This is a genomic window from Antarctobacter sp. (genome assembly GCF_034670325.1).
Taxonomy (GTDB): Bacteria; Pseudomonadota; Alphaproteobacteria; order Rhodobacterales; family Rhodobacteraceae; genus Antarctobacter.
The window spans coordinates 1-26,417 of sequence record NZ_JAXMNR010000010.1 but is presented as its reverse complement, the minus strand read 5'-3'; the positions used below and the strand labels follow the sequence as shown (position 1 = coordinate 26,417).

The following is a 26,417-nucleotide window of genomic DNA, read 5'->3' as shown; positions in this document are numbered from 1 at the left end:
AAGAAAATTGCACGGGCGAGTGGAATGCAGGATTATGAGAATGAGAAGGAGATCAAGCCATGACTGACCAGAATCCGGTTTTCATTCCCGGGCCGACCAACATGCCCGACCGCCTGCGCCGGGCGCTGCAGGTGCAGACGCAGGACCACCGCGCACCCGATTTTGTCGACACCTTTGCCCCGGTGCTGACGGATACGCTCAAGGTCTTTGGCTCCACCGCGGGCAAGGCCATTACCTTTCCGGCCAGCGGCACCGGCGGCTGGGAGGCGGCGATTTGCAATACTCTGTCGCCCGGAGACAAGGTTCTGGTCGGACGCTATGGCGTTTTCAGCCATCGCTGGATCGACATGTGCCAGCGGCACGGGCTGGACGTGCAGATCGTCGATGTCCCGTGGGGGCAGGGCGCGCCCGCCGACCGCTTTGCCGAGATTCTGGCAGCCGACACAGCGCATGAGATCCGCGCCGTCCTGACCACGCATAACGAAACGGCGACCGGCGTGCGGTCGGACATCGCCGCCGTGCGCAGTGCGATGGACGCGGCCGATCACCCGGCACTGCTGTTTGTCGATTGCGTCAGCTCGCTGGCCTCGATGCCGTTTGAATTTGACGCTTGGGGCGTGGATATCGCCGTCGGCGGGTCGCAGAAGGGGTTCATGTTGCCGACCGGCATGGCGATCCTGTGCGTGTCGCCCAAGGCGCTGGAGGCGATCGAAACGGCCAAGCTGCCGCGCACTTTCTTTGATTTCCGCGACATGATGAAAGCCAATGCCACCGGCGGTTTCCCCTACACGCCACCTTTGCAGTTGATCTACGGGATGCGCGAAAGCCTGACGATGCTGTTCGAAGAGGGCCTGGAGAACGTCTATGCCCGCCACTTCCGTCTGGCCGAGGGCGTGCGCCGCGCAGTCGATGCTTGGGACATGCACTTGGTCGCCAAGACGCCGGACCTGTATTCCGACACCGTCAGCGCGGTCTGCGTGCCTGAAGGTTTTGACAGCAACGCTCTGACCGATCACGCCTACCGTGCCTACAAGGTGTCCTTTGGCGTCGGCCTGGGAGAGTTGAACGGCAAGGCGTTCCGCATCGGCCACCTTGGCAGCCTGACCGACGTCATGGTTCTGTCCGGTCTCGCCACCATCGAGATGGCCATGGCGGATCTGAACTATCCGATCACCCTTGGCAGCGGTGTCGCCGCCGCGCAGGAGTATTATCGCCACAGCAGCGCCGTTGCGCTGAAATCCGCAGCCTGAGGAGGGGGAACACATGCTGGACGCCATGACACAGGCACATGCGCTGACCATCGACGACATGCGCGCCGCCCACGCGCGGATAAAGCCGCATATCAACTACACGCCGGTGCTGCGCTCACAATATCTGGACGATCTGACCGGCGCGCACTTGTTCTTCAAGTGTGAGAACTTTCAGGAGGCGGGTGCCTTCAAAGTGCGCGGGGCCTGCAATGCGGTCTTTGGTCTGTCGGATGAGGCGGCAAAGCGGGGCGTCTGCACGCACAGTTCCGGCAACCACGCGCTCTCGCTGTCCTATGCGGCGGGTCGCCGGGGCATTCCCTGCAACGTGGTCATGCCGCGCACCGCGCCACAGGCCAAGAAGGACGCGGTGCGCCGCTATGGCGGGATCATCACCGAATGCGAACCCTCGACCACCAGCCGCGAGGCGGTCTTTGCCGAGGTGCAGGCGCGCACCGGCGGGGAGTTCGTGCATCCCTACAACGACCCGCGCGTGATCTGCGGGCAGGCCACCTGTTCGGCAGAGATGCTGGAGCAGATCGACGGGCTGGATGCTGTCGTGGCCCCCATCGGCGGCGGCGGTATGATCTCGGGCACCTGCTTGACGCTGTCGAACTTCGCGCCAGAGGTCAAGATTTACGCTGCCGAGCCAGAGCAGGCCGACGACGCCTATCGCAGCTTCAAGGCTGGGCACATCATCGCAGATGACGCGCCCGAGACCGTCGCCGACGGGCTGAAGGTGCCGCTGAAAGAGAACACCTGGCATTTCGTGTCGCATTTCGTGACCGATATCCAGACGGCCTCGGAGCAGGAAATCATCGACGCGATGAAGACCACGTGGAAGCATCTGCGCATTGTGATGGAGCCCAGCTGCGCCGTGCCGCTGGCGGTGATCCTCAAGAACCCCGACGCCTATCGCGGCAAGCGTGTGGGGGTCGTGATCACCGGCGGCAACGTCGATCTGGACAAACTACCTTGGATGGTGGGTTGAAAACCCACCCTACGCAGGACCGCAGGGCAGAACCCGGCCTGCGTCACCCGACAACAGGAGCAATGACATGAAAGACGTGACCAACCTAGACGATTTCGAAGTCGGCTATGACATCCCCGCCGCCATCGGCATGGATGAGGGTGAGATTCAGACGCCTTGCCTTGTGCTCGACCTCGACGCGCTGGAACGCAACATCAAGAAGATGGGCGATTATGCCCGCGCACACGGAATGCGCCACCGGGTGCATGGCAAGATGCACAAATCGGTGGACGTGGCCAAGTTGCAGGAAACCCTTGGCGGGTCTTGCGGCGTCTGCTGTCAAAAGGTGTCAGAGGCCGAGGTGTTCGCCCGTGGCGGCATCAAGGACGTGCTTGTGTCGAATCAAGTCCGCGACCCGGCCAAGATCGACCGGCTGGCGCGGATGCCGAAACTGGGCGCGCGCACTATCTGCTGCGTTGATGACGTGGCCAACGTGGCCGACCTGTCGGCGGCGGCAGTCAAGCATGGCACCCAGATTGAATGCCTCGTGGAAATCGACTGCGGGGCAGGGCGCTGCGGCGTCACGACTACGCCGGAGGTGATCGAGATCGCCAAGGCCATCGACGCAGCGGAGGGTCTGAAGTTCGCCGGTATCCAAGCTTACCAAGGCGCGATGCAGCATCTCGACAGCTACGAGGACCGCAAGGCCAAGATCGACATTGCCGTGGCGCAGGTGAAAGACGCGGTCGACGGGCTGAAGGCCGAGGGGCTGGAGTGCGATATCGTCGGCGGCGGCGGCACCGGGTCGTACTACTTTGAGTCGACCTCCGGCGTGTACAATGAACTTCAGTGCGGGTCTTACGCCTTTATGGATGCCGACTACGGCCGCATCCACGACGCAAACGGCAAGCGCATCGATCAGGGCGAATGGGAGAACGCGCTGTTCATCCTGACCTCTGTGATGAGCCACGCCAAGGCGGACAAGGCCATCGTCGATGCGGGCCTCAAGGCGCAGTCGGTGGACAGCGGCCTGCCGGTGATCTTTGGCCGCGACGACGTTGAATACGTCAAATGCTCGGATGAGCACGGCGTCGTCTCTGACCCGAATGGCGCGCTCAGGGTCAATGACAAGCTCAGGCTGGTGCCGGGTCACTGCGATCCCACCTGCAACGTGCATGACTGGTACGTCGGTGTGCGGGGCGGCAAGGTCGAAACGATCTGGCCGGTGTCCGCACGCGGCAAGGCCTATTGAGCCACCGGGAACGGCACGGAACGACAAGACGCCGGGTTTGTCCCGGCGTCTCCATTCGCGACAGAAGGACAAGGAAAGATGAAGGACATGCCGCAATCCAAGGAACTCGTGATCGTGGGCGAGGCAGAGTGCGAACGGCTGGTCGGGCGCAAGGATGCTTTCGACGCGGTTCAGGCGGTCTTTGCCGCGATGGCCAAGGGCGACGCCCGCAACTTTCCGGTGGTGCGTGAGGCGCTGGGCCATGCAGAGGCTCTGTACGGCTTCAAATCCGGCTTCGACAAGGCGGGGATGGTTCTGGGGGTGAAATCCGGTGGCTACTGGCCCGGCAACATGGCCAAGGGGCTGACCAACCATCAGTCGACCGTCTTTCTGTTTGACCCGGACACCGGGCAATTGTCGGCGCTGGTGGGCGGCAACTATCTGACGGCGGTGCGCACGGCGGCGTCCTCGGCGGTCTCCATCGCGCATCTGGCGCGCAAGGATGCAAAGGTGCTGGGGATGGTCGGGGCAGGCCACCAGTCCACGTTCCAACTGCGTGCAGCGGTGGAACAGCGCGATTTTGACAAGGTCGTCGCGTGGAACCCGCATCCTGACATGCTGCCCAAACTGGGGGCCGTGGCCGAGGAACTGGGCCTGCCGTTTGAGGCCGTCAGCCGTGAGGACCTGGGCGCGCAGGCGGATGTCATCATCACCATCACTTCGGCCTTTGAACCGCTACTCATGAAGGACTGGATCAAGCCAGGCACCCATATCGCCTGCATGGGCACAGACACCAAGGGCAAGCAGGAGGTCGACGCGGCGCTGGTGGCCTCGGCCACGGTGTTCACCGATGAGGTGGCCCAGTCCATCACCATCGGAGAGGCGCAGCACGCGATTGCCGATGGCAGCGTGACCGAGGATCGCATCACCCCCATCGGCGCGGTGATCAACGGGGACCATCCCGGGCGGTCCAGTGACGATGAGGTCACGCTGTTCGACGGCACCGGTGTCGGCTTGCAGGATCTTGCCGTGGCCTCTGTCGCGGCGCGGCTGGCCGAGGCGGACGGATCTGCGCAGCGCGTCAGCCTTTGATCGCAGAGGACAGGGGCGATTTCGCCCCTGTTCATCGTGCCAGTCCTGGTCAAGTATCCCGTGACAACCGCGCGTGGGCCATGGCCGTGCGCGGACCAGACGACAGGGAGGATTTGGGGTATGGCGGGGACATTTGCGGACCTGATGGCAGCGCATCCAGAGGCGGCACCGGCGATTGGCGCACCGTCAAAGGAGTGGCTCAGCTACGGTGGATTGCGCGCGCTGTCGCAGGAGGTGCGCGGGCAGTTGCGCGCAGCGGGTGTGGGGCCGCAGGACCGGGTGGCGATTGTGCTGCCGAACGGGGCCAGCATGGCGACGGCCTTTGTCACGGTGGCCGGCGCGGCAACGACGGCTCCGCTTAACCCGTCGTACCGCGAGGACGAATATGCCTTCTACCTTGAGGATCTGAAGGCCAAGGCCATCATCCTTGAGGCGGGGTATGACGGCCCGGCACTGGCGGCGGCGCGCCGATTTGGCCTGACGATCCTGCGGCTGTTTGAAGATGCGCAGACCGCGGGCCTGTTCCGGTTGCAGCCCGAAGGCGCTGTCACGGCGGCAAAGGACGGCACGCCGGGGCCAGAGGACATCGCCCTGATCCTGCACACCTCCGGCACCACCTCACGCCCCAAGATCGTGCCGCTGATGCAATCCAACCTTGCCGCCTCGGCGCGGCATATCGCGACGTCACTGGCGCTGACGCCGCAGGATCGCTGCCTGAACGTCATGCCTCTGTTTCACATTCACGGGCTGCTGGCGGCGGTCTCTGGCTCGCTTTCGGCGGGGGCTTCTGTCTTTTGCGCGCCGGGGTTCAACGCACTGAATTTCTTTGCCCAGATGCGTGAGGCGCGCCCGACGTGGTACACGGCGGTGCCGACCATGCATCAGGCGATCCTGTCGCGCGCGCCGCGCAACTCGGATGTGATCCGGGACGTGCCGCTGCGGTTCCTGCGCTCGTCCTCGGCCTCACTGCCCGCGCAAGTCATGGCGCAATTGGCCGAGACATTCGGCGCGCCGGTGATCGAGGCCTACGGCATGACAGAGGCGGCGCACCAGATGTGTTGCAACCCGCTGGACGTTCAAAAGCCGGGATCGGTCGGTGTGGCAGCCGGGCCGGAGGTGGCGATTGCCCATGAGGTCGAGAACCGCCTGATCGACGGCGTGGGTGAGGTTGTAATCTCTGGCCCCAACGTGACGCCGGGCTACGAGGCGAACCCGGAGGCGAACGCCAAGAACTTTTTCGAGGATGGCGGCAAGCGCTGGTTCCGCACCGGCGATCAGGGTGCCTTGGATGCGGATGGGTTCCTCAGTCTGACCGGACGTCTGAAAGAGATCATCAACCGGGGCGGCGAAAAGGTCTCGCCGTTGGAGGTGGACGGGGTGCTTATGGATCACCCCGCGGTGGCGCAATGCGTGGCCTTTGCCCTGCCGCACCCCAAGCTGGGCGAGGAAGTCGCCGCGGCGGTGGTGCTGCGCGAGGGGACACAGGCGACCGAGCAGGAAATACGCGCCTTTGCCATCGAACGCATGGCCGATTTCAAGGTGCCGCGCCGGGTTGTGATCCTGGAGGAGATCCCCAAGGGGGCGACGGGCAAGATGCAGCGCATTGGCATGGCCGAAAAGCTGGGACTGGTTGAGACGACCTGAGCTTTTGCTCCGGCGGCGGCATGTGTGGCTGGCGTCGGAGCCTCCGGCGGGAGGTATTTGGACCAAGAAGAAGCACAAGGTGTGCGAGGGGACGGGATGAAGATCTGCATTTTCGGGGCAGGGGCGATTGGTGGCTATCTGGGCGTCAAGCTGGCGCAGGCGGGCGCGGATGTGAGCCTTGTGGCGCGCGGGCCGCATCTGGCAGCGATGCAGGCCGATGGGCTGAGGTTGATTGAGGACGCGGGCGAGACTTGTGTGTCGGTGCGGGCGTCCGACGATCCGGCAGCGCTGGGCGTTCAGGATTATGTGATTGTGACCCTGAAGGCGCATTCGGTGCCGGCCTTGGTGCCGAAGATGGCGCCGCTGATTGGGCCGGAGACGACCGTGGTCAGCGGGGTGAACGGCGTGCCGTGGTGGTATTTCCACGGCGTTGGCGGGGAACTGGAGGGCACGCGGCTGGCCACGGTCGATCCGGGCAATGCGCAGTGGGAGGGGTTTGGGCCTGATCGGGTGCTGGGTTGTGTGGTCTATCCGGCGGCGGAGGTGATCCGGCCGGGGGTGATCCGGCATGTGGAGGGCAACCGGTTTTCGCTGGGGGAGCCGTCGGGGGAGAAATCGGAGCGGGCGCTGGCGCTGTCCAAGGCGCTTGCCTCGGCGGGGTTGAAGGCGCCGGTTCGGCCGCGGTTGCGCGACGAGATCTGGGTCAAGCTGTGGGGCAATCTGTCGTTCAATCCGATCTCGGCGCTGACCCATGCGACCTTGGATGTTTTGTGTACCGATCCGGGCACGCGGGGGGTGGCGCGGGGGATGATGGGTGAGGCGCAGGAGATCGCGGAAAAGCTGGGCGTGAAGTTCCCCATCGATGTGGAGCGGCGGATTGATGGCGGGGCGGCAGTGGGGGCGCATCGGACTTCGATGTTGCAGGATCTGGACGCTGGGCGGCCGATGGAAATTGATGCGTTGGTTGCCTCTGTTCAGGAGCTGGGACGGATCACGGCGACGCCCACGCCGACCATCGACACGGTGCTGGCGCTGGTGCAGTTGAGGGGGCGTGTGGCGGGGCTGTATGGGTGAGTGTCCACATGTGGCGGCAAAGGTGACGTCGCGTCTTCAATGGCTTGCAGAGGTGAATTTACGTTTCGTTAGGATGTGACGCCTCTCAGGTCCAGCTTTTGGCCCTTGGCGGCGGAGGTGTAGATGGCGTCCTTGATCGCGATGACGGGCAGGTAGCTGCGGGCCGTGTTTTCGGGTGGCTCACCGCTGCGCAGGCAGGACACCACATGGCTTTGCAGGGCAAAGACGCAGTCGCCGCCGAAGGTGCCGGATGTGTCGGGGGGCAGGATCGTCTGGACCTCTAACGTGCCAAAGCGGCGCAGGTGCAGCGCGCCGTCGCCGGTGAGGGTCAGCGTGCCTGTGGTGCCTTCGGCCAAAGCCTCTCCCATGGTGCAGCGGGTATTGGTGGCGGCGTGATCGAGATGGCGGTTGCCGTCGAACAGAGCGCGCGCGCCATTGGGAAAATCGAACAGGATATAGCCTGCGTCCTCACCGGCAATCACCGGGTTCACCTGTCGCAGATCGGCATAGACCGCCGTTGGTGCGCCCAGCAGATAGCGGAAGGTGTCGATCCAGTGGACGGCGGTTTCATGTACCAGAAAGCGCGGCATCTGCTGAAAATAGGGCTGCCGGTCAAGATAGGCATCGGGGCCCTGACCGTCGCCGGGGCGCAGGCGAAAGGTGATCTGCTGAACGGTGCCGATCTCTCCTGCGTCTAGGCGCGCTTTCATCACGCGATACCACGGTTGAAAACGGAAGTTTTCATGGATGACCAGCAGCGCGCCTGCGGCCTCTGCCTCTTGGGTGATGGCCTGCGCCTCTGCCGGGGAGGTGCAAAAGGGTTTCTGACAGATCAGCGTGCGGACCCCGGCGGCCAGCGCGGTGCGGATGGCCTGTGCCTGTGCCGGGGGCGGCACGATCACGTCAAGCAGGTCGGGCGCGGTGTCGGCCAGCATGGCGGCCAGATCGTCAAAGGCGGGGGCGCCGGTGTCGCGCGCCTTGGCGATGTCGACATCGCAGGCACCGACCAGATCGACACCGGCAATGCGCCGCCAGCCGTCATAGTGAAAGCGGCTGAAGTACCCTGCGCCAAGGCAGGCCACCCGCAAGGGGTCAGGGAAATTGCGCGGCATGTGTCCTCCGGTTTTCCGAGCAGCATAGACCTGCGCGAAGGGGCTGCCTACAGTGTGCGCGAGGCAAAGGGAGGAAAGCCGATGTATGCCGTGACCGTCCGTTTCGAGATCAAACCGGAAACGGCCAGCGCCTTTCTGGACCTGATCCGCCAGAACGCCCGCGCCTCTGTCCGCGATGAGCCGGGATGCCACCAGTTTGACGTCTGCACCGACCCTGACAGCCCCGGCGAAGTGTTCCTGTATGAGCTTTATGACGACCGGGCGGCCTTTGCGGCGCATATGACCACGGCGCATTTCATCAGCTTCGAGGCGGCCAGCGCGCCATTTGTCGTCGCCAAGGACGTGCGTTGCTATGCCGAGGTGCATCAATGAGCGACTGGGAGGTCTTTGCCATCCGCTATGCCGACCGCGCCGCGCGGGTGCGGGCGGACAGTTTCATCTTTGACGACAACCACGACGCGCCGCACCCGATGGATTATTACATCTGGTTGCTGCGGCGCGGCGCGGAGGTGATCCTTGTCGACACCGGCTATGACGCCGCAGAGGGACAGGCGCGGGCGCGGCCCATCCGGCTGGACCCGGTGGCGGCGCTGGCCCCTTTGGGCGTGACGCCGGAGGCGGTGACGCAGGTGATCGTGACCCATCTGCATTATGATCACGCGGGCGGGCTGCATCTGTTTCCCAACGCGGTGCTGCATATGCAGGCCGCCGAGATGGCCTATGCCACCGGGCCTTGCATGTGCCATGACGTGCTGCGGATGCCCTTTACCGCCGGTCATGTCTGCGAGGCGGTGCAGCGGCTGTATTCCGGCAAGGTGGTCTTTTACGACGGCGACGCAGAAGTGGCCGAAGGCGTGACGGTTCATTGCATCGGCGGCCATTCGCGCGGCTTGCAGGCGGTAAGGGTACGCACGCGGGCGGGGTGGATGGTGCTGGCCTCGGACGCGGCGCATTTCTATGAGAACCTCTGGCGGCGCAAACCCTTTCCCATCGTCGTCGATTTGCAGAACATGCTGGACGGATTCGACACGTTGGAGCGGCTGGCTTCGTCCCGCGATCTGGTGGTGCCGGGGCATGATCCGCTGGTGCGGCGGCTGTTTCCCGCAGGTCCGGCGGCGCATGTGATCCGGCTGGACCCGGGTCCGCAAGAGGCGATCACACCGGCGCTGTTTACGCCCTGAAATGGCCTGAGACATGCGTGATACCTTTTGAACGCGCGACTCGCATGAATGAAAGAAAAACGTGCAAAGCGCGGTTGGGTGGCTTGACCGAACCACCCCTTATTCTTGCATATCCGGTCAACCCTGCGGCGTCGAAACATGCCGTCGAGGTCTATTCCGGGAGAGAGACATGACACTAGGATTTGCTATTCTGGGCGCAGGCCGGATCGGTCAGGCGCACGCCCGCGCGATCTCGGCCACGCCGGGGGCGCGCTTTGTCGCGCTGTCCGAGCCGATGAAGGCAGCGGCAGAGGACATGAAGGCGCGCTATGGCTGCGACTTGCGCACCATTGATGAGATCGCCGCAAGCGACGATATTCAGGCGGTGGCGATCTGCACGCCCACCGACACCCACGCCGACCTGATCGAGAAGTTCGCCAAGGCGGGCAAGGCGATCTTTTGCGAAAAGCCGGTGGATCTGTCGGCAGAGCGCGTGCGGCAGGCGCTGGCCACGGTCGAGGAGACCGGTGCCAAGCTGATGGTCGGGTTCAACCGCCGGTTTGACCCGGACTTCATGTCGGTGAAGGCGGCGATTGATGCGGGCAGCATTGGCGACGTCGAGATGGTGGTGATCACCTCGCGCGATCCCGGCCCGCCGCCTGTCGCCTATATCAAGGTCTCGGGCGGGATTTTCCGCGACATGACCATCCATGACTTTGACATGGCGCGCTGGCTGCTGGGCGAAGAGGTCACGACGGTGGTGGCGCAGGGGTCGGTTCTGGTCGATCCCGAGATCGGCGAGCAGGGCGATTTCGACAGCGTGAACGTGATCCTGAAGACCGCCAGCGGCAAGCAGGCGGTGATCACCAACTCGCGCCGGGCGACCTATGGCTATGACCAGCGGATCGAGGTGCATGGCTCTGAGGGGATGGCCTCTGCGGCGAACCGTCACGAGAGCACGGTCGAGGTGTCGGGCGGGGCAGGGTACACGCGTCCGCCGCTGCTGAACTTCTTCATGGATCGCTATGCGGCGGCCTACAGCAATGAGATCGCGGCCTTTGTCGCGGCGGTCAAAGACGGCACCGCGCTGCCGACCACGGGCGAGGACGGGCTGAAGGCGCTGGAACTGGCCGATGCGGCGCTGGAATCGGCGCTGACCGGCAAGGCCGTGATGCTGGGCTGATTCTGTTTGCGCGCCCGGGAGGCCGGGCGCGCGCACCTCTACCATTGCGTGTGTTGCGTCCTGCGGGCCTCACTTGCGCGAATGGTAGCGCCGCAACTGGTGCGGACTCCCCCTCGAAAATTGTTTCCTAGTGGATTAATCTGGACATTGAAGTCCGGACCTGCTCCTTTGTGTGCGTGTCTCAGGCCTCTGTGGACAGCGGTCTTTCGACGTCGTAAAACCGACCGCACGGGCGGGAAATGCATTGCGATATAGTGCAGCCTGTGCAAAATTATGCATAAGCCTCGGCACGGCCGGGGTGCGTTCTGAAGGGGAGGTCAGGATGGGCACTATCGTTCCACGTTCAAATCCCCGACAGGCAGGTTGTGCGCACAATTGCTTCGTTGCAAATGCAACGGAGCGGTGTATCACTGCTGACGGGGCAAGGGAGACCCTCGTCGTTCTGCCGCGCGGAACGCAAGAATTAAGGTCATTCAGGGAGGTAAGACATGACCACACGTAGAACAGTTCTGGGAATCGCCGGGGCCGCACTGGCCGCGATGATGACCACCACATCCGCCATGGCGCAGGAGGTCACGCTGACGCTGCACCAGTTCCTGCCGGCACAGGCCAACGTGCCGAAGCTGGTACTGGACGTCTGGGCCGACCGCGTCGAGGAAGCCTCGGGCGGGCGGATCGAGATCGAGCGTTATCCCTCGATGCAGCTGGGTGGCAGCCCGCCCGAGCTGATGGATCAGGCGGCCGACGGCATCGCCGATGTGGTCTGGACCGTGGTCGGCTACACGCCGGGGCGCTATCCGACGACCGAGGTCTTTGAACTGCCCTTTATGGTCGAAGACGCCCGCGCGGCCTCTTACGCCTATTGGAAGATGTTCCAGGAGCACATGGAGAACGACGAATTCGCCGATCTCAAGATCCTTGGCACATGGGTCCACGGACCGGGGATGTTCCACACCAACAAGCCGGTTGTGGTGCCCTCCGATCTGGAAGGCATGAAGATCCGCGGCGGCTCTCGTCTTGTGAACGACCTGCTGACCCGCGTTGGCGCAGAGCCGATCGGCATGCCGGTTCCGGCGGTGTCCGAGGCGCTGTCCAAGGGTGTCATCGACGGCACCACGATCCCGTGGGAAGTGACTGCCGCGCTGAAGGTTCCGGAACTGGTGACCAACCACACCGAATTCGACGGTCCGGCGCTGTATAACCTGACCTTTGTGCTGGCGATGAACAAGGATCGTTACGAAAGCCTGCCCGAAGACCTGCAAAAGGTGATCGACGACAACTCTGGCCTCGCCTTCTCGATCTTTGCGGGCGGCACGCAGGCGGACGCCGATGGTCCGGCCCGCCAGATTGCCGTTGATCTGGGCAACAACATCATCACCGTGTCCGAAGAAGACGCGGCGGAATGGGACGCTCTGGTCAACCCGATCTATGAAACATGGATCGCGGACATGAAGGAAAAGGGCCGCGACGGTCAGGCGCTGATCGACGAAGCCCGCGCCCTGATGGCGGAATACACGTCCGACATGGACACCTTCGCCAAGTAAGGCACTGAAACAGGGGGTCGCGGACAGCAGTTCGCGACCCTTTTTCGAGACAACGAGGGGGGACGCCAGCGATGAACGGTCTGCACCGCATCGTATTGGGACTTGCGCGCGTCATGGCGCTGCTGGGTGGGGTCGTTCTGACCTTGCTGGTTCTGATCACCTGCATTTCGATCCTTGGCCGCGTCGCCAACACCGCCCTGCATTCGGACCTGATGATGTCCGTCGCGCCGGGACTGGCCACTTGGCTGATCGACATCGGCGTGGGCGCGATCCGAGGCTCTTATGAACTGGTCGAGGCGGGCATGGCGTTTTGCATCTTTGCCTTTCTGCCTTTCTGTCAGGTGACCATGGGCCATGCCTCTGTCGATATCTTCACCAATGCGCTGCCGCGCGGAGTGAACCGGTTCCTTGAGTTTCTGATCGCATCGCTGTTTGCCGTCGCCCTTGTGACCATCGCGATCCAGTTGAACGCAGGTATGCTGCGCAAGTTCAGTTCGGGGCAGACCTCGCTGTTGCTGGAGTTCCCGATCTGGTGGGCCTTTGCGGCCAGCCTTGCCGGTGCCGCACTGGCCGCCGTCACATCCGTCTATGTCGCCGTCATGCGGCTGTATGAATTCCTGACCGGGCGCATGATCGCCCCGAATGCCGTGGGAGCGGATCATTGAGCAACCTCGAAATCGGGATCTATTCCTTTCCGGCCCTGCTGCTGCTGATCTTTCTGCGTGTGCCTATCGGACTGGCGATGTTCACTGCCGGCTTTGCGGGGTTCTATTTCGTGATGGGCAGCGCGCGGCTGCCGCTGGCGCAGTTGAAAGACCTGACCTATTCGACCTTTTCCAACTATTCGCTGTCGATTGTGCCGATGTTCCTGCTGATGGGGTATTTCGCCACGCTGGGCGGCATGTCTCAGGCGCTGTTCAAGGCCGCCGAAAGCTGGCTGGGCCATCGCAAGGGCGGCGTCGCGATGGCGGCCATCGGGGCCTGCGCGGGTTTTGGCGCGATCTGCGGGTCGTCGCTGGCGACCGCCGCCACCATGAGCCGCGTGGCCCTGCCGGAACTGAAACGCTATGGCTATGAGGGCGGGTTTTCCACCGCCACGCTGGCCGCAGGCGGCACGCTGGGCATTCTGATCCCGCCCTCCGTGGTGCTGGTGATCTACGCCATCCTGACTGAGCAGAACATCGCCAAGCTGTTCCTTGCGGCCTTTGTGCCCGGCGTTCTGGCGGCCATTGGATATATGATCGCCGTGTCGATCTATGTCCGCATCAACCCCGACTCCGCCGGTGTCCGGGAACCGGTGCCGATGGCGCAGCGGTTCCGGGCCATCATCGACGTCTGGCCGGTGCTGCTGGTCTTTATCGCGGTGGTGGGCGGCATCTATGGCGGCATCTTTACCCCGACCGAAGGCGCGGCCGTGGGCGCGCTGGGCACCGGCGTTATCGCGCTGGTCGGCGGCGGGCTGACGTGGCGGACGCTGCTGGACAGTTTCACCGATACGGCGCGCTCCTCCGCGATGATCTTTTTCATCGTCTTCGGGGCGGCCTTTTACAACCTGTTCCTTGCCCGCACGCGGGTGCCGCAGGAACTGTCAAGCTGGGTGGTCGAGCTGGGCATGTCGCCGATTGCGGTGCTGTCGCTGATCCTTGTCATTTACCTGTTGCTGGGCTGTTTCATGGACAGCCTGTCGATGATCCTGCTGACGATCCCGATTTTCTATCCGGTGATCTCGGCGCTGGATTTCGGCATGAGTCAGGAACACGTGGCGATCTGGTTCGGCATCCTTGTGCTGATCGTGGTGGAGGTCGGGTTGATCACGCCGCCGGTGGGGATGAACCTGTTTGTGATCAACGCGATGGACCCGGAGACACCGATGGTCCAGACCTACCGGGCGGTGATCTACTACGTTGCGTCCGATCTGGTGCGGGTGGTGATCCTTGTGGCCTTTCCGGCGATCACGCTGTTCCTGATACCGGGGTAGGTGGGGGCGTCATGCCGGAGGCCACGCTTCCTGCAGGACTCCTCGTCGCCGATGGCGATACCCCCAAGATCATTTTGAAACCTGAAGAACCCGGAAATGCGGGAGGAGAAAGTCATGGACATCAAGGGTCATGTTGCCATCGTGACGGGCGGGGCAAGCGGTCTGGGCGCGGCGACGGCGCGGCGGCTGGCGGCCGAGGGCGCGCGGGTTGGCATCCTCGATTTCGACGCAGAGCGCGCGGCTGCGGTGGCCGCCGAGATCGGCGGCCATGCGGTGCGCACGGATGTGGGCGACGAGGCATCGGTCGCGGCGGCGGTGGCCGAGATCGTGGACAAGCTGGGCGCGCCGCGGGTGGCGGTGAGCTGCGCGGGCATCGGGCTGGCCGGTCGGATCGTGGGCCGCGAGGGCAAGCTGTCGACCGATCTGTTCGAAAAGACCATCCGGGTGAACCTGATGGGCACCTACTATGTCATGTCGCACGCGGCGCGTGAGATGATGGCGCTGGACCCGCTGGACACCGGAGAGCGCGGGGTGGTGATCAACACCGCCTCCATCGCCTTTCAGGACGGGCAGATCGGGCAGTCGGCCTATGCGGCCTCCAAAGGCGCGATTGCCGCCATGTGCCTGCCCGCCGCGCGCGAGATGGCCAAGCAGGGCGTGCGGGTGATGGCGATTGCGCCGGGGTTGTTCAACACGCCGATGATGGAGGGGCTGCCAGAGGAAACCACTGCGGGCATCGTCGCCAATGTGCCGTTCCCGCATCGGCTGGGCGATCCGGCGGAGTATGGCCAGATGGTCAGCCAGATCGTCGCCAACCCCTATCTCAACGGCACCACGATCCGTCTTGATGCCGGTGTGCGTCTGCCGCAGCGCTGAGGAGAGCGTCATGACCCAGTATCGCGCGCATGCCGTCACCCGCGAGGACCGGGCCGATGGCTCTATCCTGTTGCGGTCGGGCTATGAGATGTCCCGACCCGCGACCCGGACCGGCGACTGGCTGGACCACTGGTCCGAGATCACGCCGCATGCGGTGTTTCTGGCCGAACGGTCGGGGGCGGGCTGGCGCGAGGTGACCTACGGTGAGGCGCGTGACGCCGTGCGCCTGATCGCGGCCAGCCTGCTGGAGCGCGGCATGAACGCCGACACGCCGATCCTGATCCTTTCCGGCAACGGGGTGGATCACGGGTTGCTGACGCTGGCGGCGCAATACGTCGGGGTGCCGACCGTGCCGCTGGCCGAGCAGTACGCCCTGATCCCTGGCGCTTGGCCGCAGTTGGAACACTGCGCGCAACTGGTGAAACCGGCGATGGTCTTTGCCGACGATGGCGCACGGTTCGCCACGGCGCTGGCGCATGACCTGTTCGACGGGGTAGAGCGCGTGGTGGCGCGCAACCCGCAGGCGGGCGCGACAGAGCTGACCGCCATGCTGCGCGCGGGCGACGGGCTGGCGGTGGCGGCGGCGGCGCTACAGGTCGGGCCGGAGACGGTGGCGAAATACCTGATGACCAGCGGGTCAACCTCACACCCCAAAGGCGTGATCACGACACAGGCGATGATGTGCGCCAATCAGGCGCAGATCGCCGACGCGCTGCCCTTTCTGCGCGCCCGCGCGCCCCGGATCGTCGACTGGCTGCCGTGGAACCACGTCTTTGGCGGGTCGCACAATTTCAACATGATGCTGGCCAATGGCGGCGCGCTGTACATCGACGGCGGCAAGCCGATCCCGGCAAAGATCGCCGAGACCATCGAGAACAACCGCCTGATGAACGGCACCATGGCGTTCAACGTGCCGGTCGGTTTTGCCATGTTGCGCAATGCGCTGAAGGCGGACGCCGACCTGCGGCGGCAGTACTTCGAAGACCTCGATATGTTGTTTTATGCCGGGGCCTCGTTGCCGCAGGATGTCTGGACGGATCTGGAAGAGATGGCGCGCGAGGTGCGCGGCGAGGCGCCTTTGATGAACTCCTCTTGGGGGCTGACAGAAACCGCACCGGCCTGCCTGATCCAGCACGAACCCACCACCATGTCCGGCATCATCGGCGTGCCGATGACCGGGGTCGAGGTCAAGCTGATCCCCGACGCAGACCTGCGCTGCGAAATCCGCGTGCGCGGGCCGAACATCATGCCCGGCTACCTCAACGATCCGGCGAAGACGGCAGAAGCCTTTGACGATGAGGGGTTCTTTCGCACCGGCGACGCGGTGAAATTCGTCGACGCGGGCGATCTGACCAAGGGTATGCGCTTTGACGGGCGCATCTCAGAGGACTTCAAGCTGTTGACCGGCACATGGGTGCGCGCGGCGACGCTGCGTCTGGAGCTGATGATCGAATATGCGCCTTTGGTGCAGGATATCGTGGTCTGCGGCGCGGACCGGGGGGAGGTGGGATTGATGATCTTTCCCTCGGCAGAGGCGCTGGCGCTGGCGGGTGACACGCAGGACCACGGCGCATTGATGAGCGCGGCCTTGCGCGACGCCCTTGCCGCGAAGCTGGCGCTGCGGACGGATCACGGCTCTGCCGCGCGGGTCACGCGGGTGATCGTGCTGGCCGAGCCGCCCTCGCTGGGCGATGGCGAGATCACGGCCAAGGGCAACCTGAACTACCGCAAGGTGCTGTCGCGGCGGGCGGATCTGGTCGACCGGCTGTATAGCGCGAATGATCCGGCGGTTGTGCAGCTTTGACAGACATGCGGGAGAGGCGATTTTTCGACGAAAAATCGTCCCTGCCTTGATCTGGGACAAAGACCGGCACTTAGCAGCAGCTATCCTTGGGGTTCGACTCTTCTGATGCGAACAGGAAGACCCCCATGCACGCAGACCGTCTGATCGGCCACGCCCCGCGCAGCCGCGCCTTTGGCGAGAAACTTCATTCCACCCCCGGCACCTGCATCGGGTGCAAGGATTGCACCGGGCTGTGTCTGGCGCTGATCGAAGTGCTGATGGTTCCGGAAACGGTTTTGGGCCGCGACTGAGCCGCTGACCGCACGAATTTCGCAAAGACCTGCAACATTGCGCGCGTGACGTGGCGTCGTCACGGCAAAAACCGTTGCTTTCCAGCGCGATCCAATTCCTTTATGCACTATAGTTCATAGCATTGGGCATAGCGCGAAAGGGATCGCAGTGGCGGTGGAATTGCAAGGACAGGGCGCGGCGGATGACGCGGTAGCCACGCTGATGACCCGCGTTGGCGGGCGTGTCCGGCAGGTCCGTGAACAGCGCGGCATTTCGCGCCGCGTCTTGTCCGAAACCTCTGGCGTGTCGCCGCGCTATCTGGCGCAGCTTGAAAGCGGGGCGGGCAATATCTCGATCGGGCTATTGTACCGGGTCGCCGAGGCGCTGGATTTCCGCATCGACTGGCTGTTGGGCGAAGAGGACCCCTGGACCTCGGAGGCCCTGCAAATGGCCGAGATGTACCGTCAGGCTGAGAGTTCGGTGCAGGGGCAGGTGCGGGCGCTGCTGCTGGACGGCGCGCCCGGGGGACGGCGGGCGCATCGGATCTGCCTTGTCGGTCTGCGCGGCGCGGGCAAGTCCACCTTGGGGCGGTTGGCGGGGGCTGCGCTGGACCTGCCTTTTGTCGAGTTGAACCACGAGATTTCCGAGGTCGGCGGTATGCCGGTGGCCGAGATCATGGCGCTGTACGGTCAAGAAGGCTTTCGCAAGCTGGAGGCGGATGCGCTGGACCGGGTGATCGCCACGCATGAGCAGGTGATCCTTGCGGTGGGCGGTGGCATTGTCGCCGAACCCGCCACCTACAACCGGCTGCTGTCGCATTTCCACACTATCTGGCTGAAGGCCGCGCCAGAAGAACATATGGCGCGGGTGCGGGCGCAGGGCGATGAGCGGCCCATGGCGGGGCAACCCGAGGCGATGGGGCAGTTAAAGTCCATCCTGCAGGCGCGCGAGGCATTGTATGAGCGCGCCCACGCACAACTGAACACCTCTGCCGCCTCTCTGGACGACACGCTGGAGCGGCTTTTGGCCCTGATCGCGAAAGAGAAATTCCTTGGCTGAGACATTGGTCGAGCGTCTGCGCGGCCCGTTCCGGGACGCGGCAGAGGCGGTGTTCCTGCACGGGTCGACCCCTTGGGAGGTGGATGAGGCGCTGGAGGCATTCGGGTTCACCGAGGGGCCGTTTGCGGCGGAGGATCGCATCGGGCTGGAACTGGCGTGGGCGCGGCAGGGGGCGGACGGCGGGCCGATCCTGCGGCGGATGATGGAACTGGGCAAGCTGGGCCGCAAGGCCGGGGCGGGCTGGTATCGCTATCCCGGCGGCGGCGGCAAGGTGGACGACCCGATTGTGGCGGACCTTGCGCTGGAAGAGGCGCATTTTCACCGGATGACGCGGGTGGATTATTCCGAAGAAGAAATCCGGGCGCGGCTGTTGGCGGCCTTGGTCGTGGCGGCGGTCGAGTTGCGCGGGCAGGGCATCGGCGCGGAAGAGATCGACCGCGCATCGGTCGAGGGGCTGGGGTTTCCGGCGGATAAGGGCGGTGTGCTGGTCTGGGCGCGGGCGATGGGCGCGGCCCGACTGGGTGCGATGATCGGTCCGGTGCGGGACGAGGGCCGGGTGCCGCTGCGCCCGGCGCGCTGGCTGGATGACGGGCGGTGGCCTGCGGGCTAGTTCAGGTCCTCCAGCAGGCGACCGTGGCGGCGGGTTTCGGCGATCACCGCGCCAAAGGTGGTCAGGCCGCGCGCCTCCAGCATCGGCAGCATTCTGACCAGAACCTCGGCAGTGGCGCGGGCGTCGCCGAGCGCGGTGTGGCGCAGTGCCTCGGGGATGGTCACGTCCAGACGCGCGCAGAGCGCGTCCAGCGTGTGGGTTTCCGACGCACCGAACAGCACCGCCGACAGCAGGACAGTGTCGAGGATCGGGTGATCCCAGACGACGCCCATCCGGCCCTTGTGACGTTGCAGAAAGGCCATGTCGAAGGGCGCGTTGTGCGCCACGATCACCGAATCCCGCGCAAAGCCGTGGAACTTGCGCCCGGCGCGGGCAATGCCGGGCTGTCCGGCGACCATCGCGTCGGTGACCTTGTGCACCTTGGTCGAGGCGGGGGGAATCGGGCGACCGGGATCGACCAGTTGGTCGATCACCTCACCGGGGATGATGCGGCCGTTTACCACCCGCACCGCACCGATCTGCACGATCTCGTCCTTGTGGGGCAAAAGGCCGGTCGTTTCGGTATCGAAGACGGTGAATGTCAGTTTGCCGATTGGCGTTTCGTCGAGGTTCGAAGCGCCGCGGCGCTCCATCAGGTCGAAATCATAGACCAACGGGCGGGCGGCCTCTGGCGGGATCTCGATATGGGCGGCGTCGATGATCATCATGAAACCACCGCCCTCGACAGGTTTGAACCGCGCGTCATAGCTTTGCTTGCCGTCGAGACCGTGCAGCGCGCGGCTGACATCCTTGCCGGCCTTGTTCATCGCCTTGCGTGCCGCCTTGACGCCCGCGGGATCAAAGTAGTCGGCCAGCGGGGCGTTCAGACGGGGGACGGCCTGCTGGGCCAGCACCTCGGCGGCCTGACCATCATAAAGCACGATCTGGTCGTCGGCGTTGATCAGCAGCGTGGCCACCGGGATTTCTGTCAGCAGTGCGGTCAGTTGCGCCTTTTCGGCGGCCAGTCGGGCGGTCGACGAGGCAATTCGTTCGGCGGTCGAAACCGCGTTCTGGGACAGGGCAGAGGTGATGGCATCGGCGGCGGGGGCAAGATCGCCCAGATAGCGGGCGCTGCCAGTGTCCACGGTGCTGCCTGTCCCGGCATGGGCGCGGGCGCGCATCTGGGCGGACAGCCGTTCAATCGGTTTGGCGACATTCTCATCGAACAGCAGCCAGACGCCGGTGCAAAGCGCAGCAAACCCGAAACTGGCGAGAATACCGGCAAAGACAAAGCCGTTGGCCGGGGTGGTGGCAATGGCGCGGGCATGGCCGACCCAGAGCGCACCCAGCACGATGCCGACGCCGCCAAGCGCCAGAAGGCAGAAGAACAGAAAAATCCGCAGGCGCAGGCTGAGCTTGCTCATGGGATCAGACCTCGGCGCAGACAGTCTTGACGACCGGATCGTCAGGGCCGACATCGCGCCACAGCGGCGGCGAGCCATCCCCCAGAACCGGATCGGCGCGGCGGAAGCCTGTGCAATCGACCATGACCTGCACGATCTGGTTGGGCCGCCAGCGCCCGTAGAAATAGAGGTTCACAAGGTACAGCCCCTCTGTCTCGGCGTTCTTGAGCGGGCTGCCGGTGTCGACGGCGACAAAGCGGTCGGTGAGCGGAAAGAGATAGGTCCACGGCCGCCAGAGCGCACGGCTTTCGACCGTCTGGGCGATGCTCAGCCCGTCGGGCAGGCTTTGTGCGGTGCGGTTATACCAGCTGTATTCGCTGGCGATCCCGGCGGTCAGCATGGCCGCCCCGGCCCCCAGCGGCACGATCCAGCGCGGCAGACGGCGACCGGTCAGCGACGACAGGATCATCATGAGACCCGCGCCGACAAATCCCGCCACAAAGACGGCGATCAGTTCCAGAAACATCTTTAATCTCCTCCTCGGGGCGCGGGTTATGTCCCGTTTGCCCCCTTGTGGCCTGTGCCGTCGTGCTAGCCAAGCATCCCCTTGCCGTGACCTACCGCCGATTGCAGCGATTTGACCACGACAAACGCGTTTCGCAAATGACTCCGCTCAAAATCGGACAGGTCTGCGGGCGCAAGATAGTTGTCCGGTGCCCCGCCTGCTTTGATCTGACGCGCCTGATGTTCCAGCCGAGTCTCGGCGATCAGGTCGTAGGCATCCAGCAGGTCTTGCCCGCCGGACTGGCTGAGCACGCCTGCGGTTATCGCGCCTTCAAGCCGGGCGCGGGTGTTGACCGCTGCCAACGATCCTTGCAGCGCGTAGACGCGGCCAAGGTCGACCACCGGCACAACACCGTTGTGTTTCAGGTCCAGCTGGTTCTTGTGCTCACCCGACCGGATGGTGGCAAAACCGCGCAGCAGGCCAAGGGGCGGCGTGTGTTTCAGCGAGTTCGAAATCATGTGCGCCACAAAGATCGAATTTTTGGCCGCCTTGGCAAGGGTCTGGTCCTGAAGGTTGTCGAACAGGGTCGCGGTGCCGCCGATGGGGCGCAGGTCGAACATCACAGAGGCCAGCATCTGCGCCTCCGGGACCGGTTTAGAGATCCACTTGTCGAAATACCCGCGCCAGACGCGCAGCGGTTGGCACCAGCGCGGGTTTGAGGCCATCATCTCGCCGGGGCAATAGACATAGCCGCAGGTGTTCAGCCCGTCGGTGACGATTTGGGCGAGTTTCTCAAAATAGGGGCGCATGTCTTCGGTGAAATCGTCTTGCAGGATCAACACGTTGTCCTGATCCGATACGCCGGTTTGTTCCTGTCGTCCCTGACTGCCGCAGGCGGCCCAGAGATAGGGGACGGGCGGCGCGCCGAGGTCCGCCTCTGCCAGCGTCAGCAGGCGGCGGGTGGCGGTGTCGGCAATGTCGGTGATCAGGCGGGTGACCACCTCATGCCGGTTGCCGCCTGCCACCAGTTGCACCAGCAATTGCGGGATGCGGGCAGTGACGCGGGCCATATCCTCTGCCGTGCGGGCATGGGCCAGTTCCGAGACCAGTTCCGCCGAGGTCGTCGCCTGAAAGCGGGTAAGGTCGGTCTGGGTGACCATCCCCACCAGCTTGCCCGCCTCGACGACGGGGACGTGACCGATGCGGCGTTCCATCATCATGTGCAACACGTCAGAGCCGATGGCCGAGGGCGGCAGTGTCAACGGATCGGCGGTCATGATGTCCGACAGGGGGGTGTCGTAGGACAGCGCGCCGCCGACCACCTTGCCCGAGATGTCGCGGATGGTGGCGATTCCGCGCAGCACCTTGCCTTCGGTGATGCAGACCGATGAAATGTGGCGCGACTGCATGAGCTGCGCGGCATCGCGCACCGGGGTGTGCGGCGGGCAGGTCAGCGGGGCAGGGGCCATCAGCGTCTCGACCCGGGTGGTCGACAGATCGGCGCGTTTGGGTTTCGCGGGGCGCTGGCGGTCAAAGAACTTTTTCACCGCAGGCTGGGTGTCCATAAGGTGCCGGAACTCTGCCGGGGGCAGCACCAGCAGGCGCGTGTCCTCGCGGGTGCGCGCCGAGGTGGCGGCCAGTCCATCGCGGACAAGGCCGCGCTCGCCAAAGCTGTTGCGCGGGCCCAACAGCGAAATCTGCGCGCCGTTGCCGTCGCGCACTTCGACAGCGCCTTTGTGGATCAGGTAGAGGCCGTCCAGCGGCTGGCCGAGGGTATAGATGTTCTGACCGGCCTCCAATGTCTGCTGGTGGAAGGCGGGTAGCAGTTCCTCCAGTACCTGCGGATCAAGCGCATCGTAGGGATGGACAGCGGACAGAAAGCGATGAAGGTCGGCGCGGTCGATGGGCATGGGTCATCCTTGCGCGGGAATGGGGATGTCCCGCCCGGCATGGGCCGGACGGGACTGTGTGATGATTGGGCGGGACTGGCCCGCGGTCCCCGTCCCGGCGCGTGGGCCGGAACGGGATGGTCTTAGTGGTCGGCTGCTGCGGCACCGGCACCGCGCGGGACGCGCACCGATTCCACCAGCTCTTCGATCTCTTTCGGGATCGGCTGGGTCATCTTCGACACCGTGAAGGCGACGCAGAAGTTGATCAGCGCACCGACGGCCCCGAAGGAGGTCGACTTGATGGTGCCCAGCATCGGGTTGGCGTCGGTAAAGCTGTTGGTATCGGGGATAAACAGCCAACCTTTGTGCAGGAAGATGTAGATCACCGTCACCAGCAGACCCGAGACCATGCCCGCAACCGCGCCTTTGTTGTTCACCTTGGTAAAGATGCCCATCATCAGCGCCGGGAAGATCGAGGCCGCCGCAAGACCAAAGGCCAAGGCCACGGTTTGCGCCGCAAAGCCCGGAGGGTTGAGGCCAAGGTAGGTGGCCACGGCAATGGCAACCGCCATGGCAACCCGTGCGGACATCAACTCGCCCTTTTCCGAGATCTGCGGGTTGATAGAACCCTTGATCAAGTCGTGGGACACGGCGGAAGAGATCGCCAGCAGCAGGCCAGCCGCTGTGGACAGCGCGGCGGCAAGACCACCTGCTGCGACCAGACCGATGACCCAGCTGGGCAGGTTGGCGATTTCAGGGTTGGCCAGAACAAGGATGTCACGGTTGAAGTTGGTCAGCTCGTTGGCATCCCCCCAACCGGCGGCTTCCATCTTGGCCACGGTGGCTGCATCGGCATCGTTGAAATACGCGATCTTGCCGTCACCGTTCTTGTCTTCCCAGCCCAGAAGGCCGGTCTTTTGCCAGGTTTCCATCCAGTCATAGCGGGTGTCCCCCTCGATCATCTCAACGGAGACAGGCTCACCGGCGGCGCCATTGGGCCACATCATGTCGGTGATGTTCAGGCGTGCCATCGCACCAACAGCCGGGGCCGTCAGGTACAGCAGCGCGATGAAGACCAGCGCCCAGCCAGCGGACCAGCGTGCGTCAGCCACGCGCGGCACGGTGAAGAAGCGCATGATGACGTGGGGCAGACCGGCGGTGCCGATCATCAGCGACAGGGTAAAGAGCACCATGTTGAAGGTGTCACCGTGATGCGCCGTGTACTCGTTAAAGCCCAGTTCGGCCACGATGGCGTCCAGCTTGGCCAGCAGAGGCTCGCCGCTGGCGGCATGATCGCCAAACAGACCCAGCGCGGGAACCGGGTTGCCGGTCAGTTGCAGCGAGATGAACACAGCCGGAATGGTGTAGGCCATGATCAGCACGACATACTGTGCGACCTGCGTATAGGTCACGCCCTTCATGCCGCCGAAGACCGCGTAGGCAAAGACCACGCAGGCACCGATCAGCAGGCCGGTTGTGTTGGAGACCTCAAGGAAGCGGCCAAAGGCCACGCCAACGCCGGTCATCTGACCGATCACGTAGGTGAGCGAGGCCACCAGCAGCGCGATCACTGCCACGACCCGTGCGGTCGGCGAATAAAAGCGGTCGCCGATGAATTCCGACACGGTGAACTTGCCGAACTTGCGCAGGTAGGGCGCAAGCAGCAGCGCCAGCAGCACATAGCCACCGGTCCAGCCCATCAGGAAGGTCGAGTTGTCATAGCCGGTGAAGGCAATAAGACCGGCCATGCCGATGAAAGAGGCCGCAGACATCCAGTCCGCCGCCGTGGCCATGCCGTTGGTGACCGGGTGAACGCCGCGACCGGCGGCGTAGAATTCCGATGTGGAACCCGCACGGGCCCAGATCGCGATGCCGATGTAGAGCGCGAAAGACGCGCCAACAAACAGCAGGTTGATGGTAAACTGATCCATAACGTCTTACTCCTCCTCGACGCCGTATTCACGGTCGAGCTTGTTCATCCGCCAGGCGTAGAAGAAGATCAGCGCCAGAAAGACGATGATCGACCCCTGCTGGGCAAACCAGAAACCCAGATCGGTGCCGCCAACCTGAATGCCCGCGATCAACGGGCGCAGCAGGATGCCAAAGCCGAAAGATACCAGCGCCCAGATGATGAGGCTGATGACGATAATGCGCACATTGGCCGCCCAGTAGCCCGCGTCGGACTTTGCCTGTTCAGCTTGTGAAGTGTGATCCGCCATGATGCGGTTCCTCCTCTTTCCTCCAAGGAACCCGCCGCGCAGGGAACGCGGCGGGCAGTTCTTTCGGCTCCGCTCAGGCGGTCGCCGTCTTTACGATCGCGGACAGCTTGCCCGCGATATCGTCGATGTCGCCCATGGCGTTGATGCCGATCAGCGCGCTTTGGGCGGCGTAATGTTTGATCAGCGGGGCGGTTTGGGCGTGATAGGCGTCAAGCCGCGAGGCCACTGTCTCGGCGTTGTCGTCGGCGCGGCGGTTGAAGTCGGTGCCGCCGCACTTGTCACAGGTGCCGCTGGCCTTGGGTTGCTTGAAGGCGTCGTGATAACCCTCGCCGCACCCGGCGCAGGTGTAACGGCCCGAAATCCGCGTCACCATGGCGGCGTCGTCCACCTCCAGACTGACGGCGGCGTTGATCTTTTGGCCGTTTGCAGCCAGCAGATCGTCCAGCGCCTCGGCCTGTGCGGCGGTGCGCGGGAAACCGTCAAGGATGACGCCCTTGGCGCAATCCGCGTCGGCCAGCCGGTCGCGCAGGATGGCGATGACGATCTCGTCCGAGACAAGCTCGCCCGCTTCCATCACGGCCTTGGCCTGCTTGCCCGCGTCGGTGCCTGCGGCCACGGCGGCGCGCAGCAGATCGCCGGTCGACAGTTGCACAAGCCCAAAGGCGTCTTCCAGCATCCGCGCCTGTGTGCCTTTGCCGGCCCCCGGGGGGCCAAGCAGGATCAGCACCGGGGCGGCGGCGGTTGTTTTGCTTCCGTCCATCATGTCCCTCACGCCTTGTTCATTCTGTTATCGATAAGATCGTCGACGACGCTGGGGTCGGCGAGGGTGGAGGTGTCGCCCAATGCGCCGTAGTCGTTTTCGGCGATCTTGCGCAGGATGCGGCGCATGATCTTGCCGGAGCGGGTTTTCGGCAGGCCCGGCGCCCATTGGATCAGGTCCGGTGAGGCGATGGGGCCGATTTCGGTGCGGACCCAGGTGCGCAGTTCCTTGCGCAGCTCCTCTGTCGGCTCGACGCCGTTCATCAGGGTCACGTAGCAATAGATGCCCTGGCCCTTGATCTCATGCGGGTAGCCGACAACCGCCGCCTCGGCGACCTTTTCATGCGCCACCAGCGCCGACTCGACCTCTGCCGTGCCCATGCGGTGGCCCGACACGTTGATCACGTCGTCGACCCGCCCGGTGATCCAATAGTCGCCGTCCGCATCGCGGCGGCAGCCATCACCGGAGAAGTAATAGCCTTTGTAATCAGAGAAGTAGGTCTTTTCGAACCGCTCGTGATCCCCCCAGACGGTGCGCATCTGGCCGGGCCAGGAGGCCTTGATCGCCAGCACGCCCTCGGTCGGGGAGGCGTCGATTTCAACGCCGGACTGCGGGTCCAGCACCACTGGCTCCACGCCAAAGAACGGCTTCATCGCGGCACCCGGTTTGGTTGCATGGGCACCGGGCAGCGGGGTCAGCAGGTGGCCGCCGGTTTCGGTCTGCCACCAGGTGTCGACGATCGGGCAGCGGCCGCCGCCGACCACGTCGTTGTACCAGTTCCACGCCTCTGGGTTGATCGGTTCTCCCA

General features: G+C 64.2%; 25 protein-coding genes. 17 read left to right on the top strand and 8 right to left on the bottom strand.

What is annotated here, in order from left to right; translation table 11 throughout:
* The first annotated feature begins 59 nt into the window (after positions 1 to 59).
* The 6 genes from bhcA to VOI21_RS20755 all read left to right on the top strand — a co-directional run bounded on the left by bhcA (position 60) and on the right by VOI21_RS20755 (position 7,258).
* The gene (bhcA, locus tag VOI21_RS20780) at positions 60 to 1,250 is read left to right on the top strand and encodes an L-aspartate--glyoxylate aminotransferase BhcA (protein ID WP_323771883.1); all 1,191 of its coding nucleotides are present in this window, start codon (positions 60 to 62) and stop codon (positions 1,248 to 1,250) included.
* Between the two features lie 13 nt (positions 1,251 to 1,263).
* Positions 1,264 to 2,238, top strand: a complete 975-nt coding sequence (gene bhcB / locus VOI21_RS20775) for a beta-hydroxyaspartate dehydratase BhcB (protein WP_323771882.1) — start codon at positions 1,264 to 1,266, stop codon at positions 2,236 to 2,238.
* A 67-nt stretch (positions 2,239 to 2,305) separates the two neighbouring features.
* The gene (gene bhcC, locus VOI21_RS20770; RefSeq protein WP_323771881.1) at positions 2,306 to 3,469 is read left to right on the top strand and encodes a 3-hydroxy-D-aspartate aldolase BhcC; all 1,164 of its coding nucleotides are present in this window, start codon (positions 2,306 to 2,308) and stop codon (positions 3,467 to 3,469) included.
* Between the two features lie 78 nt (positions 3,470 to 3,547).
* Complete coding sequence (bhcD, locus tag VOI21_RS20765) at positions 3,548 to 4,540, top strand: iminosuccinate reductase BhcD (protein WP_323771880.1); 993 nt, start codon at positions 3,548 to 3,550, stop codon at positions 4,538 to 4,540.
* Positions 4,541 to 4,660: 120 nt separating this feature from the next.
* Entirely contained in the window at positions 4,661 to 6,184 is a 1,524-nt protein-coding gene (locus tag VOI21_RS20760) for an acyl--CoA ligase (RefSeq protein ID WP_323771879.1), read from the top strand.
* A gap of 96 nt (positions 6,185 to 6,280) precedes the next feature.
* Positions 6,281 to 7,258 carry a 2-dehydropantoate 2-reductase gene (locus VOI21_RS20755; RefSeq protein WP_323771878.1) on the top strand — a complete coding sequence of 326 codons (978 nt, stop codon included), beginning with the start codon at positions 6,281 to 6,283 and terminating at the stop codon, positions 7,256 to 7,258.
* A 68-nt stretch (positions 7,259 to 7,326) separates the two neighbouring features.
* Here VOI21_RS20755 and VOI21_RS20750 read toward each other — a convergent pair whose 3' ends face one another.
* A complete protein-coding gene (locus VOI21_RS20750) occupies positions 7,327 to 8,370 on the bottom strand; it encodes a Gfo/Idh/MocA family oxidoreductase (RefSeq protein ID WP_323771877.1) in 1,044 nt (347 codons plus the stop codon).
* An 81-nt stretch (positions 8,371 to 8,451) separates the two neighbouring features.
* Here VOI21_RS20750 and VOI21_RS20745 point away from each other — a divergent pair, with 81 nt between their 5' ends.
* The 11 genes from VOI21_RS20745 (at position 8,452) to VOI21_RS20695 (ending at position 18,854) form a co-directional block, all read left to right on the top strand.
* The gene (locus VOI21_RS20745; protein ID WP_323771876.1) at positions 8,452 to 8,742 is read left to right on the top strand and encodes a putative quinol monooxygenase; all 291 of its coding nucleotides are present in this window, start codon (positions 8,452 to 8,454) and stop codon (positions 8,740 to 8,742) included.
* The gene (locus tag VOI21_RS20740) at positions 8,739 to 9,551 is read left to right on the top strand and encodes an N-acyl homoserine lactonase family protein (protein ID WP_323771875.1); all 813 of its coding nucleotides are present in this window, start codon (positions 8,739 to 8,741) and stop codon (positions 9,549 to 9,551) included. The genes VOI21_RS20745 and VOI21_RS20740 overlap by 4 nt, the downstream gene beginning before the upstream one ends.
* A gap of 169 nt (positions 9,552 to 9,720) precedes the next feature.
* Positions 9,721 to 10,713, top strand: coding sequence for an inositol 2-dehydrogenase (gene iolG, locus VOI21_RS20735; protein WP_323771874.1), 993 nt, complete (start codon positions 9,721 to 9,723; stop codon positions 10,711 to 10,713).
* Between the two features lie 488 nt (positions 10,714 to 11,201).
* A complete protein-coding gene (locus VOI21_RS20730; protein ID WP_323771873.1) occupies positions 11,202 to 12,257 on the top strand; it encodes a TRAP transporter substrate-binding protein in 1,056 nt (351 codons plus the stop codon).
* Positions 12,258 to 12,328: 71 nt separating this feature from the next.
* Positions 12,329 to 12,922, top strand: a complete 594-nt coding sequence (locus VOI21_RS20725) for a TRAP transporter small permease (protein WP_323771872.1) — start codon at positions 12,329 to 12,331, stop codon at positions 12,920 to 12,922.
* Complete coding sequence (locus VOI21_RS20720; RefSeq protein WP_323771871.1) at positions 12,919 to 14,235, top strand: TRAP transporter large permease; 1,317 nt, start codon at positions 12,919 to 12,921, stop codon at positions 14,233 to 14,235. The genes VOI21_RS20725 and VOI21_RS20720 overlap by 4 nt, the downstream gene beginning before the upstream one ends.
* A 114-nt stretch (positions 14,236 to 14,349) precedes the next feature.
* Positions 14,350 to 15,111, top strand: coding sequence for an SDR family NAD(P)-dependent oxidoreductase (locus VOI21_RS20715; protein WP_323771870.1), 762 nt, complete (start codon positions 14,350 to 14,352; stop codon positions 15,109 to 15,111).
* 10 nt (positions 15,112 to 15,121) lie between these two features.
* Positions 15,122 to 16,915 carry a feruloyl-CoA synthase gene (locus VOI21_RS20710; RefSeq protein WP_323771869.1) on the top strand — a complete coding sequence of 598 codons (1,794 nt, stop codon included), beginning with the start codon at positions 15,122 to 15,124 and terminating at the stop codon, positions 16,913 to 16,915.
* A gap of 125 nt (positions 16,916 to 17,040) precedes the next feature.
* Positions 17,041 to 17,205, top strand: a complete 165-nt coding sequence (locus VOI21_RS20705; RefSeq protein WP_323771868.1) for a hypothetical protein — start codon at positions 17,041 to 17,043, stop codon at positions 17,203 to 17,205.
* A 148-nt stretch (positions 17,206 to 17,353) separates the two neighbouring features.
* On the top strand, positions 17,354 to 18,244 hold the full coding sequence (locus VOI21_RS20700; RefSeq protein ID WP_323771867.1) for a helix-turn-helix transcriptional regulator: 891 nt from the start codon (positions 17,354 to 17,356) through the stop codon (positions 18,242 to 18,244).
* On the top strand, positions 18,237 to 18,854 hold the full coding sequence (locus VOI21_RS20695) for a 3-hydroxyacyl-CoA dehydrogenase family protein (RefSeq protein WP_323771866.1): 618 nt from the start codon (positions 18,237 to 18,239) through the stop codon (positions 18,852 to 18,854). The genes VOI21_RS20700 and VOI21_RS20695 overlap by 8 nt, the downstream gene beginning before the upstream one ends.
* Here VOI21_RS20695 and VOI21_RS20690 read toward each other — a convergent pair.
* From VOI21_RS20690 to VOI21_RS20660, 7 genes are all read right to left on the bottom strand, one after another.
* The gene (locus tag VOI21_RS20690) at positions 18,851 to 20,257 is read right to left on the bottom strand and encodes a 3'-5' exonuclease (protein ID WP_323771865.1); all 1,407 of its coding nucleotides are present in this window, start codon (positions 20,255 to 20,257) and stop codon (positions 18,851 to 18,853) included. The two genes, VOI21_RS20695 and VOI21_RS20690, sit on opposite strands and share 4 nt — an antisense overlap.
* A gap of 4 nt (positions 20,258 to 20,261) precedes the next feature.
* The gene (locus tag VOI21_RS20685; RefSeq protein WP_323771864.1) at positions 20,262 to 20,762 is read right to left on the bottom strand and encodes a hypothetical protein; all 501 of its coding nucleotides are present in this window, start codon (positions 20,760 to 20,762) and stop codon (positions 20,262 to 20,264) included.
* 65 nt (positions 20,763 to 20,827) lie between these two features.
* Complete coding sequence (locus tag VOI21_RS20680) at positions 20,828 to 22,651, bottom strand: DUF294 nucleotidyltransferase-like domain-containing protein (protein WP_323771863.1); 1,824 nt, start codon at positions 22,649 to 22,651, stop codon at positions 20,828 to 20,830.
* A 122-nt stretch (positions 22,652 to 22,773) separates the two neighbouring features.
* Positions 22,774 to 24,561, bottom strand: a complete 1,788-nt coding sequence (locus VOI21_RS20675) for a sodium:solute symporter family protein (protein WP_323771862.1) — start codon at positions 24,559 to 24,561, stop codon at positions 22,774 to 22,776.
* Positions 24,562 to 24,567: 6 nt separating this feature from the next.
* Positions 24,568 to 24,849, bottom strand: a complete 282-nt coding sequence (locus VOI21_RS20670; protein WP_323771861.1) for a DUF4212 domain-containing protein — start codon at positions 24,847 to 24,849, stop codon at positions 24,568 to 24,570.
* 73 nt (positions 24,850 to 24,922) lie between these two features.
* Complete coding sequence (locus tag VOI21_RS20665) at positions 24,923 to 25,609, bottom strand: adenylate kinase (protein ID WP_323771860.1); 687 nt, start codon at positions 25,607 to 25,609, stop codon at positions 24,923 to 24,925.
* Positions 25,610 to 25,617: 8 nt separating this feature from the next.
* On the bottom strand, positions 25,618 to 26,417 hold an 800-nt coding region (locus VOI21_RS20660), incomplete at its 5' end, for an AMP-binding enzyme (protein WP_323771859.1).